The 13,944-nt window shown below is 58.8% G+C and carries 13 protein-coding genes and 1 pseudogene; 6 read left to right on the top strand and 8 right to left on the bottom strand.

What is annotated here, in order from left to right:
* The first annotated feature begins 67 nt into the window (after window positions 1-67).
* The 3 genes from ACZ0A4_RS06070 to ACZ0A4_RS06060 all read left to right on the top strand — a co-directional run bounded on the left by ACZ0A4_RS06070 (window position 68) and on the right by ACZ0A4_RS06060 (window position 3,084).
* On the top strand, window positions 68-1,036 hold the full coding sequence (locus ACZ0A4_RS06070; RefSeq protein ID WP_463573575.1) for a 2-hydroxyacid dehydrogenase: 969 nt from the start codon (window positions 68-70) through the stop codon (window positions 1,034-1,036).
* 190 nt (window positions 1,037-1,226) lie between these two features.
* The gene (locus tag ACZ0A4_RS06065; RefSeq protein WP_463573574.1) at window positions 1,227-2,294 is read left to right on the top strand and encodes a phosphotransferase family protein; all 1,068 of its coding nucleotides are present in this window, start codon (window positions 1,227-1,229) and stop codon (window positions 2,292-2,294) included.
* 22 nt (window positions 2,295-2,316) lie between these two features.
* Window positions 2,317-3,084 (top strand): SDR family oxidoreductase, encoded by a 768-nt coding sequence (locus ACZ0A4_RS06060; protein ID WP_016985259.1) that lies wholly within the window; start codon window positions 2,317-2,319, stop codon window positions 3,082-3,084.
* Between the two features lie 125 nt (window positions 3,085-3,209).
* Here the strand turns inward: ACZ0A4_RS06060 and ACZ0A4_RS06055 are convergent, their stop codons facing one another.
* The 4 genes from ACZ0A4_RS06055 to ACZ0A4_RS06040 all read right to left on the bottom strand — a co-directional run bounded on the left by ACZ0A4_RS06055 (window position 3,210) and on the right by ACZ0A4_RS06040 (window position 7,357).
* A complete protein-coding gene (locus ACZ0A4_RS06055; protein WP_463573573.1) occupies window positions 3,210-3,860 on the bottom strand; it encodes a trimeric intracellular cation channel family protein in 651 nt (216 codons plus the stop codon).
* Window positions 3,845-4,057: a hypothetical protein gene (locus tag ACZ0A4_RS06050; protein ID WP_463573572.1), complete on the bottom strand. Its 213-nt coding sequence runs from the start codon at window positions 4,055-4,057 to the stop codon at window positions 3,845-3,847. The genes ACZ0A4_RS06055 and ACZ0A4_RS06050 overlap by 16 nt, the downstream gene beginning before the upstream one ends.
* Window positions 4,058-5,465: 1,408 nt before the next feature.
* The gene (locus ACZ0A4_RS06045; RefSeq protein WP_141129802.1) at window positions 5,466-5,723 is read right to left on the bottom strand and encodes a DUF1652 domain-containing protein; all 258 of its coding nucleotides are present in this window, start codon (window positions 5,721-5,723) and stop codon (window positions 5,466-5,468) included.
* A gap of 137 nt (window positions 5,724-5,860) precedes the next feature.
* Window positions 5,861-7,357, bottom strand: a complete 1,497-nt coding sequence (locus ACZ0A4_RS06040; RefSeq protein WP_463573570.1) for a helix-turn-helix transcriptional regulator — start codon at window positions 7,355-7,357, stop codon at window positions 5,861-5,863.
* A gap of 196 nt (window positions 7,358-7,553) precedes the next feature.
* On the opposite strand from ACZ0A4_RS06040, the gene ACZ0A4_RS06035 reads away from it, so the two are divergent.
* Complete coding sequence (locus tag ACZ0A4_RS06035) at window positions 7,554-7,745, top strand: hypothetical protein (protein WP_141129804.1); 192 nt, start codon at window positions 7,554-7,556, stop codon at window positions 7,743-7,745.
* A gap of 188 nt (window positions 7,746-7,933) precedes the next feature.
* On the opposite strand, the gene ACZ0A4_RS06030 is transcribed toward ACZ0A4_RS06035, so the two are convergent.
* Window positions 7,934-8,380, bottom strand: a complete 447-nt coding sequence (locus tag ACZ0A4_RS06030) for an NUDIX hydrolase (RefSeq protein ID WP_463573568.1) — start codon at window positions 8,378-8,380, stop codon at window positions 7,934-7,936.
* 436 nt (window positions 8,381-8,816) lie between these two features.
* On the opposite strand from ACZ0A4_RS06030, the gene ACZ0A4_RS06025 reads away from it, so the two are divergent.
* Window positions 8,817-9,248 carry a nuclear transport factor 2 family protein gene (locus ACZ0A4_RS06025; RefSeq protein ID WP_463573567.1) on the top strand — a complete coding sequence of 144 codons (432 nt, stop codon included), beginning with the start codon at window positions 8,817-8,819 and terminating at the stop codon, window positions 9,246-9,248.
* A gap of 170 nt (window positions 9,249-9,418) precedes the next feature.
* Here ACZ0A4_RS06025 and mqo read toward each other — a convergent pair whose 3' ends face one another.
* The gene (mqo, locus tag ACZ0A4_RS06020) at window positions 9,419-11,065 is read right to left on the bottom strand and encodes a malate dehydrogenase (quinone) (RefSeq protein WP_463573565.1); all 1,647 of its coding nucleotides are present in this window, start codon (window positions 11,063-11,065) and stop codon (window positions 9,419-9,421) included.
* Window positions 11,066-11,537: 472 nt separating this feature from the next.
* On the opposite strand from mqo, the gene ACZ0A4_RS06015 reads away from it, so the two are divergent.
* The gene (locus tag ACZ0A4_RS06015) at window positions 11,538-11,969 is read left to right on the top strand and encodes a nuclear transport factor 2 family protein (RefSeq protein WP_463573564.1); all 432 of its coding nucleotides are present in this window, start codon (window positions 11,538-11,540) and stop codon (window positions 11,967-11,969) included.
* Between the two features lie 141 nt (window positions 11,970-12,110).
* Here ACZ0A4_RS06015 and ACZ0A4_RS06010 read toward each other — a convergent pair whose 3' ends face one another.
* Window positions 12,111-12,836 carry a methyl-accepting chemotaxis protein gene (locus tag ACZ0A4_RS06010; protein WP_463577494.1) on the bottom strand — a complete coding sequence of 242 codons (726 nt, stop codon included), beginning with the start codon at window positions 12,834-12,836 and terminating at the stop codon, window positions 12,111-12,113.
* Between the two features lie 132 nt (window positions 12,837-12,968).
* Window positions 12,969-13,724 (bottom strand): annotated as a pseudogene (locus ACZ0A4_RS06005) (MCP four helix bundle domain-containing protein); the annotation flags it as partial.
* Window positions 13,725-13,944: the final 220 nt, after the last annotated feature.

The raw sequence follows: 13,944 nt of genomic DNA, 5'->3' as shown, positions 1-13,944 counted from the left end.
CGCTGCGGATTCAGCACTCTGAAACGACTTTCGCGATCTACCCGCCGCCGATCACAGGAGCCGCGCAATGCCCGCAACCGTTCTGGTACTGGTTGAAACCATCAATGACTACTTGCCCATTCTCGAACACCAGGGCTTTCACCTGATCCTCGCCCCCACGCCCGCCGAACGTGCGCAAGCCATCGCCACCCACGGCAGCCGTATCGACGCGGTGCTGACCCGTGGCCCGCTGGGCCTGACCGCCGATGAAATCGCCGCCCTGCCCGCGCTGAAAATCATCACCGTCATCGGCGCCGGGTACGAGCACGTCGACCTGCAGGCCGCCAGCAACCGTGGTATCACCGTCACCAATGGTGCCGGGGTCAACGCTTCGTCGGTGGCCGACCATGCAATGGCGATGCTGCTGGCGCTGGTGCGGGATATTCCGCGTTGCGACGCTGCGGTACGCCGCGGTGAATGGCCGAAAATCATGCGTCCGTCGCTGGCCGGCAAACGCCTGGGCATTCTCGGCCTGGGCGCCGTGGGCATGGCGATCGCCAAACGCGCCAACCTCGGCTTCGACATGGAAATCAGCTACCACAGCCGCCAGGTGCGCAGCGATGTGCCTTACGCGTTCTGCTCCACGCCGACAGAACTGGCGCGGGCCTCGGACTTTTTGATTGTCGCCACGCCCGGAGGCATCGGCACACAGCATCTGGTCACCCGCCCGGTACTCGATGCGCTCGGGCCGAAAGGTTTCATCGTCAACATTGCCCGCGCCAGCGTCATCGCCACGGCCGATCTGATCACGGCCCTTGAACAACGCCGGATTGCCGGCGCCGCACTGGATGTATTCGACCACGAGCCGCAAGTGCCGGATACGTTGAAAACCCTGAGCAACGTGCTGCTGACGCCCCACGTCGCGGGGCTGTCACCGGAAGCGACGCAAGGTACGGTGGAACTGGTGGGCAAGAACCTTGTGGCATTCTTCTCGGGCGAACCGGTGCTGACGCCCATCGCACTTCCACCGAAACTCAACAACCAGCGCGTGCACTGACCAACATCCGACTGCTGCAGACACGCCCCAGCCTGCGGCGGCTTGTGCATGGGGCTTCTGCGCTTATTCGGAACGCTGATTATCCGGCAACACGCTAACCTATAAGACCGGCCCGCGCTTGTGAGCAATCGGGCGCGCCATTAGATTAGCCAATGATGTCTGGCCTCCAAAATAAGCAGAAGGGATAAGCATGGCGCTTACTGACCAGTCCACCCGTATCCGCTCTGGCGAAGAACTCGATGCCAGCCTGATCGATCCGTACCTCAAGGCACATATTCCGGGCCTGAGCGGCACACCTGCGATCAGCCAGTTTCCCGGCGGTGCGTCGAACCTGACCTACCTGCTGGAATACCCGGAACAGGAATTCGTCCTGCGCCGTCCGCCGTTCGGCCACAAGGCCAAATCTGCCCACGACATGGGCCGTGAATTCCGCATCCTCAATCAATTGCGCGACGGCTTTCCGTATTGCCCGAAAGCCTACGTGCATTGCACCGACGAATCGGTGATCGGCGCCGAGTTCTACGTCATGGAACGGGTCAAGGGGATCATCCTGCGCTCGGAGCTGCCACCGGAACTGGGCCTCGATTCTGCGAAAACCGAAGCCTTGTGCAAAAGCTTCATCGACCGTTTCGTCGAACTGCACCGCGTCGATTACAACGCCTGCGGCCTCGGCGACCTGGGCAAACCGGAAGGCTATGTCGCGCGCCAGATCAAAGGCTGGAGCGAGCGTTACGAGAAGGCCCTGACGCCCGACGCGCCACACTGGGAAAAGGTCAAAGCCTGGCTCAATGACAAGATGCCGGCCGACCACCCGACCTCGAGCATCGTCCATAACGATTATCGCTTCGACAACGTCATCCTCGACCCGAACAACCCGATGCAGATCATCGGCGTGCTCGATTGGGAACTGACCACCCTCGGCGATCCGCTGATGGACCTGGGCAACACCCTCGCCTATTGGATTCAGGCGGATGACCCGGCGCCGGTGCAACTGATGCGCCGCCAGCCGAGCCACGCCCCGGGCATGCTCACCCGCCGTGAATTCGTCGATTACTATGCCGAACGTTCGGGCGTCCAGATCGACAATTTCGACTTCTACTACACCTACGGCCTGTTCCGCCTGGCCGGCATCGTGCAGCAGATTTACTACCGCTTCTACCATGGCCAAACCCAGGACAAACGCTTCGCGCAGTTCATTCACATGAACAAACTGCTGGAGCAGATGAGTTTGCAGGTCATTGCGAAATCGAGCCTCTGACGGCCCACACCCAGGAACCCTTATGTCCAAGACTCAGTTGTTCGACCTCGACGGTAAAATCGCTTTCGTTTCCGGCGCCAGCCGTGGCATCGGTGAAGCCATCGCCAAACTGTTGGCCCAGCAAGGCGCCCACGTCATCGTCTCGAGCCGCAAACTCGACGGCTGCCAGCACGTCGCCGACGCGATCATCGCGGCCGGCGGCAAAGCCACCGCAGTGGCCTGCCACATCGGTGAAATGGAGCAGATTGCCCAAGTGTTTGCCGGCATCAAGGAACAGTTCGGCCGCCTCGACATTCTGGTCAATAACGCCGCGACCAACCCACAGTTCTGCAACGTGCTGGACACCGATCTGAGCGCGTTCCAGAAGACTGTCGACGTGAACATTCGCGGCTACTTCTTCATGTCGGTCGAAGCCGGCAAGCTGATGCGCGAAAACGGTGGTGGCAGCATCATCAACGTCGCGTCGATCAACGGCATTTCGCCGGGGATCTTCCAGGGCATCTACTCGGTGACAAAAGCGGCGGTGATCAACATGACCAAGGTGTTTGCCAAGGAATGCGCGCAATTCGGCATCCGCTGCAACGCCCTGCTGCCGGGCCTGACCGACACCAAGTTCGCCTCGGCACTGGTGAAGAACGATGCGATCCTCAAGCAGGCGCTGACGCAGATCCCGCTCAAGCGTGTGGCGGATCCGAGTGAAATGGCCGGTGCGGTGTTGTACCTGGCCAGCGATGCGTCGAGCTACACCACCGGCGTCGCGCTGAATGTGGACGGTGGGTTCCTGTCCTGATCCCCAAAGCAAATACGTAACCCCCTGCAGGAGTGAGCCTGCCCGCGATAACGGTGTGTCAGATACACAAATGTTGACTGATAGACCGCTATCGCGAGCAGGCTCACTACTGCAAGGCTTATATATCAGGCAATGACTTTCGGTAGCTGCCAGCCGAAATGCACTGACAGCAAACGCAAAACCAGACACCCCGCCCCCGCCAGCAACGCCGCCGCTACCGGTGAAACGCCCAACCTGCGGGCGGTGATCAACACCGCCGCACCGACAAACGCCGAACTCGCATACAAATCCACCTGCAACACCACCGGTATCCGCGCCAGCACAATGTCGCGAATTACCCCGCCACCGACGCCGGTGATCGTGCCCATCAGCATCGCCACAAACGGCGTGATCCCGAAATTCAACGCCTTCTGCGCACCGGCCACGGCAAACAGCGCCAACCCCGCTGCGTCCAACACGATCAGGGTTGAACCGGACCAGCCCAACACCTGTTCATGAAAGACAAACGCCAACCCGCCCATGAAAAACGCCAGCGCCGGATAGCGCCAGTCGGCCACGGCATTGGGTGGCGTCGCACCAATGAGCAAGTCACGGGTAACCCCGCCGCCGAGGGCGACGATAAACGCAATCACCATCACCCCAAGCAGATCGAGCTGACTGCGCATCGCCGCAATGGCACCTTCCACGGCAAACACCGCCGTACCGACCAGATCGGCCACCAGCACAATCCGCTCAACGCGGGACTTGCGCCCCGCCGACGCTACTGCGTGACGCAACGGGTGGTGGTGATGTGGCGAGTCACCTGCCCGTCGGCGTACACGTCACCGGCGACCTCGGTGTTTTCGAGCACCTGACACGTGCGCTCCGGCGGTGGCGGCGGTGTTACCGGCGCAGGTGGTGGAGGACTGGAACAACCCGCCAGCAAAACGACAAAAAAAGCCAACGGCAACACGCGTTTCCCAAGATTGTTCATAGGACGACCCGCGATGAATGGAAGAGCAACTCCCGCGACCCAACCGACCACGGAAGACCTGACCACTCATTCTTTATAGCCGAGCACCCTGCAAGCGCCAGTGAATCGGCCGGATCGGGAGGAAGTGGCTGTCGATTTTGCGTTCGGATTCGAGAAAACTGGCAAATTGAAATGTGCTTTGCCGGCCAGGGCCTCTTCGCGAGCAAGCTCGCTCCCACAGGGATCCTGTGCATCTAAAGGAAATTGGTCGGCCGTCAGACCGCCATCGCGAGCAGGCTCACTCCTACACTTGAACTGGATGCATCAGCAAAAGACAGGTCGGCTCGTCGACCGCTATCGCTGGCAGGCCAGCTCCCACAGGGATCTTGTGCATCTAAAGGAAATTGGTCGGCCGTCAGACCGCCATCGCGAGCAGGCTCACTCCTACACTTGAACTGGATGCATCAGCAAAAGACAGGTCGGCTCGTCGGCCGCTATCGCTGGCAGGCCAGCTCCCACAGGGATCCTGTGCATCTAAAGGAAATTGGTCGGCTGTCAGGCCGCCATCGCGAGCAGGCTCACTCCTACACTTGTGCTGGATGCATCAGCAAAAGACAGGTCGGCTCGTCGGCCGCTATCGCTGGCAGGCCAGCTCCCACAGGGATCATGTGCATCTAAAGGAAATTGGTCGGCCGTCAGACCGCCATCGCGAGCAGGCTCACTCCTACACTTGAACTGGATGCATCAGCAAAAGACAGGTCGGCTCGTCGGCCGCTATCGCTGGCAGGCCAGCTCCCACAGGGATCTTGTGCATCTAAAGGAAATTGGTCGGCTGTCAGGCCGCCATCGCGAGCAGGCTCACTCCTACACTTGAACTGGATGCATCAGCAAAAGACAGGTCGGCTCGTCGGCCGCTATCGCTGGCAGGCCAGCTCCCACAGGGATCCTGTGCATCTAAAGGAAATTGGTCGGCTGTCAGGCCGCCATCGCGAGCAGGCTCACTCCTACAGAAGCACAAGAGCAGAACACGCATCGCGTCTGCTTTTCACCACTCAACAGGATGAGCGTTAGCTCGGCTGCAGCTCTTGATCTTAAAGCCCGTCGGCAGGCTGAGTGGAGGGATTGATCCGGGGGGTGGGAGCGCAGCGACCGTTTGGCGAAGCCAAATTCATCGAGAGGAGGTGCAGCGAAGCAAACCGTAGGCGATGCCCCCGGATCAATCCCGGAAGGAAGGAACCCCGAGCCCCAGCGAGCGGGCCGAACGTCAGGGCAAAGACCTTTGGTTCCTTTGGGGCGTTTGCCAAAGGGACTCGCTGTAAAAGCGAAACCGTCAACGGCAGCACCCGCAGAAACGGATATACACCCAACCCCCAAGCGCATGGTCGGCCCAAAGGCCGCCAAGCCCAAGCCCAAGCCCAAGCCCAAAGGCCTAAGCCAAATCCGGATCCCGAGAAGAACGCAAAGAATTGCTCTCAAGCTCATACCGCAACTCTTCAACCAACGCCTCGACCGACTCAGGCGTACGCAACGCATCAAGCTTCAACCCACTGATCACCAGATCAACCTGACCCGACACCGGGTGATAAAGCTTCACGGTCAGCGAATGATCACCATCCACCAGACACTCACACGCCAGCGGCGAAAAACTGCGCTCGAGCTGCGCGCGCAACTGCGCAAGATTCATCATTGCGGTTGTTCCTTTAGCCACTTCGAAGGGACGCGACCACAAACCTCAAAAGGCTTGCACCGCACCCCACCAGACTAAGAACAGCCGCCGCCCGCCAACACCTCAAATTGCACCAGGCCCACTAGTGCATTTGCACCCTATCGCTGACCCTTGCCACCCGAATCCCCAGAAAACAACCCACGCTCCCGCGCCCAGACAATCGCCTCACTGCGACTGTGCACATCCAGCTTGGAATACACCATGGCCACATGATTACGCACAGTATTTGGCGCCAGCTTCAGCCGCGCCGCGATCTCCTTGTCCGCCAGCCCTTCACAGATCAGCCCCAACACATCGCGCTCGCGCGCCGTCAGATCAGTGAACGACACGCTGGGCAGTTGCGGCGAATTGACCTTCTTCACATTGGCCAGTTTTTCGATCAGCGTCCGACTGAACCACGAAGCATCTTTCATCACTTCCTCAATCGCCGCCACCAGCTCAAGCTCGGTGCGTTTGCGCTCGGTGATGTCCATCAACACCAGCAAATAACACGGTGTGTCCTGAATATTCACGGTGTCGGCGGACAGCGCACATTCGAGCAGATCCGCATCCTTCCTGCGCACCCGCACATCCACCCGATCGACTCGCCCGTTTTTCGCCAACGCAGCCAGCAACCGCGTGCGCGCACCGCTGTCATCAATGAAATCCAGCTGCGTCACGGTTTTGCCGAGCACGTCTTCGCTGTCATAGGCCAGGGTTTCGAGGAACGCCTGATTGACGTCAATCACCTGCTGCTCGTCGGCACTGCAGATCAGGATGGGCACTGGCGTCAGGCGAAACGCCTTGGCAAAACGCTCCTCACTCTGACGCAACGCCACTTCCGCCTTGTGTCGCAGCTCCATGTCGACGAAGGAAAACAGCATGCAATCCTCATCGTTCAGCGTCAGCGGCTGGCCGGCGACGATCACTTGCTTGCTGCCGCCATCGGGCAGGCGCAGTTCGGCCTGCATTTGCGGAATGGTCGCGACGTCGCGCAGACGCTGGATCGCCAGATCCTTTTTCTCGGCCCGCTCGAAGATGTCGATTTCATAGGCCGAAGTGCCGATCACCTGGTCGCGGGTGTAGCCGGTCATCTCCAGAAACCCGGGATTGACCTTGATGTAACGCAGGTCGCTGAGACGGCAGATCACCGCCGGCGCCGGGTTGGCGTTGAAGGTCTTTTCGAAACGCTGCTCGGCGTTGGCCCAGTCAGTGACATCGCTCATGATCAGCACCAGCGACTCCGGCTGCCCTTCGCGATCTGTGAGAATCATGCTGCGCACGCTGTGCACCCAGATGCGCTCCGGATCGTCAGCTGGCGACACTTCGATCAATACGTCATTGAAACTTTCACAGCGCGCAACACGGCTGATCGGGTAGTTTTCGGCGGTGATCGAGTGATTATTGCGATAGCGCAGGTTGAACTGTTTGGCGTATTCGTCGGCATTGTGGCCCAGATCGGTGATCCGGCTGACACCGTGCATGGACAGCGCAGCTTCGTTGGCCCAGAGAATGCTCTGATCCAGCTCCAGCAGAATCACCCCGTCGGACAGCCCGGCGATGATCTGCTGCAACTGGCGGCGGTTGGTTTCGGTGGTCAGGACTTCCTGGCTCATTGGATCTCCACAAGTGATACGCCCATGTGAAGAGTACGACCGCGGCGACCTCTGATCGTGCCGACCAAGTCCAAACCTGCGCAGTGCCTGCACAGCACGTATGCATTCGCGCGCCACGGCTTTGTCGACTAGGGTTAATACCTCATCGGATTGAGCCCCTGCCAGCTTCACCGGGCTTTTGATCAAGGAGAGACTGATGACGTCGCGTCGCAACATTGAACAGACCTATCGCGCCTGGTCCAGCCCGATTCTGCTGGAGCTGAAAAAGCGCGCACACCAAATGGCGCCGATCGAGCGTCAGGCGCTTGAGAACATTCTGCTGGAAAGAAGATTGCTGGACATGGGCAATCCAGACGGCATCGAACGTCGCCGAAATAGCGCTGACTGACAATTCGCGATCGCGAGCTGGCTCGCTCCCACAGGGTTTTGCGGCCGATCACAAAATGTGTGTTCACACTCAATCATTGTGGGCCCGAGCCTGCTCGCGAAGAGGCCAGTACAGACACTGACATAATGCGGGCCGCGATTGCCAATTTCACCCCGACGGCCCGATAAACCTGGTTTTTTCGCCGGTTCTCAAACCAGCAATCCGGCGTTCTTCAGTAGATCGGACAAGCCTTTGGGCACCAACGGCGCCTGCTCGCTGAAGCTTGAGCTGGCATGCCAGCGCGCGGTGAAGGGAGCTCCGTTGCTTTCATGACCCTCGATCTGCGGGTGCGCGTAAACGCCACGGTCGACAAACGTCGCGTCATACACCTGAACGATTTCATGACCCGGCTTGCCGTTGTAGACGAAGAGGCTTTCGAGTGTGCCGAGCAGGCGCACGTCAGTCATGGACAGGCCTGACTCCTCCTGCACTTCGCGCACGATCGCTTCGGCGCTGGTCTCGCCAAATTCAATACCGCCGCCAATAGGCCGAAAGCAGGTTTGCTGGCTGACCGGGTCACGAAACTCGTTGACCAGAATTTTGCCATTGTGATGAAAAACGCAAAGTGCGAGGGCACGGATCCGCTGTTCGGCCATGGGTGATGTCCATTTCGAGGTTTGAAGGCGCGGCATTTAAACACGATTCGCACGCAACACCCCCGACATCATCCGGTGGCCGGATCTCAGACCGGAGAAATCGTCGCGAGCAAGCCAATCAGAATGGTCAGTGTCAGAAAGCCACCCAGGAAAATCGCCATTTTGTTCATGTTGCTCTCCTCAATGCCGGGTTTGCGGTGCACTGAACGCTTCGGAATGAAGAACTGTCGAGAGTGACCGCACTGCCGGGGCATTTTGAGCGTTCAGCTGCGCCGGTAACAGCGTCAGATAAGACGAAAAAATACGGATCAGATGCGCATCTGATCTGCACTGGCCATGGACCGATATTCAGGTCGACACACAAGGGTTTCCTTTCACCGTGATTGATCTAGAGTCATGGCGGTCGCCACAAGACCAACAACATCGCGGAGTGAACATGACTGACCTGAACCTGCAAGCCAACGTCGCTGAATCCCTGAAGCAATGGCACGAAATGATCCGCACCGGCAATTTGAGCGCCCTGCCCTCATTGCTTGATCCGCAAGCCGTGTTTCGTTCGCCGATGGCGCACACGCCTTACCCGGGTGCGCCGGCAGTGTCGATGATCCTCAATACCGTGTTTGAAGTATTTGAAGACTTCACCTACCACCGCGAACTAGCGACTGCCGATGGCTTGAATGTGATTCTTGAGTTCAGCGCCAAGGTGGGTTCGAAGGAGCTGAAAGGCATCGATATGATTCGCTTTGACGAGAACGGCAAGATTGTCGAGTTCGAGGTGATGGTGCGGCCACTCAGCGGTCTGCAAGCCTTGGGCGAAGAAATGGGCCGGCGCCTCGGCGCTTATCTGGCATCAGCCAAATCCCTGTAGGAGCTGCCGCAGGCTGCGATCTGTTGATCTTGATCTTGATCTTTCAAAAGCAAGATCAAGATCAACAGATCGCAACCTCGTTTCACTCGACAGCTCCTACAAAACTATTTGCCACAAAAAAGCCCACTGACCGTCGCCGGTTCAGTGGGCTTTGTGTGTCAGGCGTCTAGTTACAGCGCCATGTCACGTGCAGCGTTTTCTTTCGGAGCTTCAGCTTTTTCAGCGGCAGGTGCAGCCAGAGCGGCAGCCTGACCGATCACTGGAGGTGTCGGCAGTTCGAGGATCTTGGCGGTGTACGCCCACTCTGCAGCCACTTTGGCTGGATCGCTGTTCAACTGAGTGCCGTAGCTTGGAACGATCTGGTGCAGCTTGGTTTGCCACTCAGGCGTTGCGACTTTGTCTTTGAAGACTTTCTGCAGCACGCTCAGCATGATCGGGGCAGCGGTCGACGCGCCTGGCGATGCGCCCAGCAGGCCGGCGATGGAGCCATCTTGTGCAGCAACGATCTCGGTGCCCAGTTTCAGCACGCCGCCAGCGGCTTCATCACGCTTGATGATTTGCACGCGTTGGCCGGCTTGCCACAGGCGCCAGTCTTCGGCTTTGGCGTTCGGGAAGTATTCCTTCAGCGCGTTCATGCGGTCTTCATCCGACAGCATCAGCTGGCCAGCAAGGTACTCGACCAGCGGGTATTCCTTGATGCCGACCTTGGTCATAGGCCAGATGTTGTGGGTAGTGGTGCTGGTCAGCAGGTCCAGGTACGAACCTTCCTTCAGGAACTTGGTGCTGAAGGTCGCGAATGGGCCAAACAGAATGACGCGCTTGCCGTCCAGGACACGGGTGTCCAGGTGCGGAACGGACATCGGTGGTGCGCCAACCGACGCTTTACCGTAGGCCTTGGCCAGGTGCTGTTCAGCGATGGCCGGGTTATCGGTCACCAGGAACGAGCCGCCTACCGGGAAGCCAGCGTATTCCTTGGCTTCAGGAATGCCCGACTTCTGCAGCAAATGCAGTGCACCGCCGCCGGCGCCGATGAACACGAACTTGGCGTCGGTTTCGGTTTTGGTGCCGTCTTTCAGGTTTTTGTAGCTGACGCGCCAGGTGCCATCGGCATTCTTGGTGATGTCCTGGACTTCGCTCGACAGTTTCAGATCGAAGTTAGGCTTGGTCTGCAGGTACGTGGCGAACTGGCGGGTGATTTCGCCGAAGTTCATGTCGGTACCCAGCGGGCTCCAGGTGGCCGCGATTTTCTGGTTCGGGTCACGCCCTTCCATCATCAGCGGAACCCACTTCTTGATCACAGCCGGGTCTTCGGAGTACTGCATGCCGGCGAACAGCGGGCTCGCTTGCAGGGCCTCGTAGCGCTTCTTCAGGAACTTGATGTTGTCGTCACCCCACACGAAGCTCATGTGCGGCGTGGTGTTGATGAACGAGCGAGGGTTCTTCAGAACGCCTTGCTGAACCTGCCAGGCCCAGAACTGACGGGAGACCTGGAACGCTTCGTTGATCTCGACGGCTTTCGGGATCGTTACGTTGCCTTTGTCGTCTTCCGGGGTGTAGTTCAGCTCGGCAAGTGCCGAGTGACCGGTACCGGCGTTGTTCCAGCCGTTGGAGCTTTCGAGGGCGACGCCGTCGAGGCGCTCGACCATTTCCATCGACCAGCTTGGCTCCAGCTCATTGATCCACACACCGAGGGTGGTGCTCATGATGCCGCCGCCGATCAGCAGAACGTCGACTTTCTTTGCTTCGTCAGCATTGGCGGATGTCATCCCCATCGCCAAAGCCAGACCCAGCAGGGCTGTGTTCACTTTTTTAAACATCTGTTGCACCTATGATAAAACGCCTTCCGCCCGCCGCTGTTATCTGTATGCGATCCGCTTTGATGACGCTCAGGCTAGCGTCTGGGATTGCGGCACACTTCAATTTTGACGGGTGGGCACACAAGGCCGACATGCTGCATCGACCTCAGTTAATGTCCCTTCTGAACTGACTTCTTATCATTATTGGCTCAGCTACTTGAGCGACAGGGATTCCGTCGGCCCGCCCAAAGGCAAGCAAACTGAATAAGGTCAAACCAAGTTGGCGCGAAGAATATCACGTCAGGGCAAACCCGCGCGTCTGTTCCCGACTTGAGAGTCTTTTTCCGCTCAGGACACTATCGGCCGATGAAGGCTGAACATGACCCCCGACGATCAGCGCTTTGAAGCAGTGCCCTGATTAAAGATTTTCTGCTAGGTTGTACGATGACTGATGAATCAGTCGTCAACTCATAACAACAAGGAAACAACCTCCATGACCAAGACCCGACTGCTGATCGGTTTTCTCTGTGCCTTCAACGGTTACGCGATGGCTGCGTCTGCCCCGGCGGAAAAAGACATCGCCCAAGCGGTGGATCATCTGACCCAGGCGATGCTGCACAAGGACATCGCCGAACTGAACGCGCTCACCGCGCCCAACCTGACCTACGGCCATTCCAGTGGCAAGATTCAGGACAAGAAGGAATTCATCGCCGACATCGAAACCGGCAGAAGCGCCTTCAAGACCCTCGAGATGCAGAAGCAGACCATCACCCTCTCAGGCGATACCGCACTGGTGCGCCACCACTTTTCCGCGCAGGCGTTGAAGGGTACAGAGGTTGTACCGACCGAAATCGAGAACTTTCAGATCTGGCAGAAGCAGGATGGCAAGTGGCTGCTGGTGGGGCGGCAGGCGTTCAAGTTCTGATTGAAATTTATCTGGCCTGAATGGATGTTGACTGGGCTGGCCTCTTCGCGAGCAGGCTCGCTCCCACAAGGGAACGCATTCCAAAGGTGGGAGCGAGCCTGATCGCGAAGGCGGCAGCCCAGGCAATACAAATCTTCCTGGTTACAACCGAAACCGATCCACCGACTGCGCCAACTGACCCGCCAGGCTCGACAATTCATCGGTGGTATTGGCCGTTTGCCCGATCACCCGGCTGTTGCCCTCGGACATCCCGGCAATCATTTCCACCTGATGGGCAATCTCGTTGCTGGCGTGGCTTTGCTCGCCAATCGTGCGGGTGATGTCGTTGACCAGTTGTGTCGTGCTCAGCGTGGCATCGAGGATTTCGCGGATGGCTCGCTCGACATCCGCTGTCACCGCCATGCCCTTGTCGACCTGCGCAACCCCTGCCTCCATGCTGCTGACCGCCTCGCGAGTGCTGTGTTGAATGCGCGCGACCATCGCCGCTATTTCCTGGGTTGAGGCGCTGGTGCGCGCCGCCAGACTGCGCACTTCATCAGCCACCACGGCAAAACCCCGGCCCTGCTCGCCAGCGCGAGCCGCTTCAATCGCAGCATTGAGCGCCAGCAGGTTGGTCTGGTCGGCGATGCTCTTGATCACCTGGATGATGTTGAAGATGGCTTCGGATTCCTGATCCAGCGTGCGGATCACCTGTGCCGACTGTTGCGCCGAGCGCGCGATATCGTCCATGTCGCTGACCACTTGATGAATTACACCACCGCCCTCTTTCGCCAGGGTTTCGGCCTGACTGGCCATGCTCAAGGCGCGCTCGGCGTGGCGGGTGATTTCCTCGATGCTCGCGGTCATCTGGCTGGCAGCGGCGGCCATGGTGCCAGCGGCGACGCTTTGTTGCTGACTGCTGTCGGCGACCTGATGGCAGCCGTGGCTGAGTTGCTCGCTCATGCCACTGACGCCGAGAGCATTGCGCCGCACCACATCGATCATGTTGCGCAAATCGCGCTGCATGGTCGCCAGCGTGCGGATCAGGACACTGGCTTCGTCCTTGCCGGACGGTTCGGCAATCGGCTCGCTGAGGTTACCGTGGGCGATGCTTTCGGCGATGCGACTGGCAGTCTTCAACGGCCCCATGATGCTCAGAATGACCCAGCGCCCCTGAATCAACAGCAGTACAAGGCTGGCGAGCAACACCAAGCCGAGCGCGACGTTGGCATTGTGGATCGCCGCTTCGGTGCCTGCGCTGGTTTGCCGTGTATTGGTTTCAATCAACTCGCTGAGCGCGGCCATCTGCTCTTCGAGCTGACTGAACGCTGTGTTAAACGTGCCCAGTTCCTGTTGAGCGGCATCAGGATTGTCCAGCGCCAATCCGACGATCCGTTCGCCCGCGTTGATGTAGGTATCGAGGCTCGGTTTGATCTGTTCCAACGCAGTACGCAATGTCGGGTTGATCGGCAGTTTGAGGTTCTCTTCAAGTACCTCACGAAAATGCCCGGCATGCTCGTTGATCGAATCGCGCACCTCGGTCGCCGTGCTGGTGCTTTTGCCCAGCCCGACCAGCATGGCCGAATAGACATCGGCGCGCAGGGCGTCGTGCATCATGTCGGCTTCCATGTGGTTGCGCAGCGCGCTCATGCTGACCGCGTTATCGCTGACCGCTGCCGCCATTCGCTGGTTGCCGACGTAACTGACCAGACTGACGATCACGGCCGTCAGCAGACTTGTCACAATCAGCAACACTAAACGCAATTTGATCGACACCTTGGTTTTCTCCTTGGCCACGCGCCGCAAGCGCCCGTCAGACCTTCAGTTAAGCCTATTTGTGCAGGTCTGTCGGGCCAGAGCGTGTCAGCAGGTGTCGCCACGAAGCCTGAATGCCACAAAACTTTCGGATTACGCGGTAAGTCTCACTTTTCAACGCGCACGGCCAACGCCTTCATCACCGGTTAATGCCGGCAGGCTATTGAGTCTGTCGTTTTGA

The organism is Pseudomonas sp. AC172 (assembly GCF_979258595.1).
Note: the sequence above shows the minus strand (reverse complement) of the source record. Positions and strands in the feature narration are given on the sequence as shown.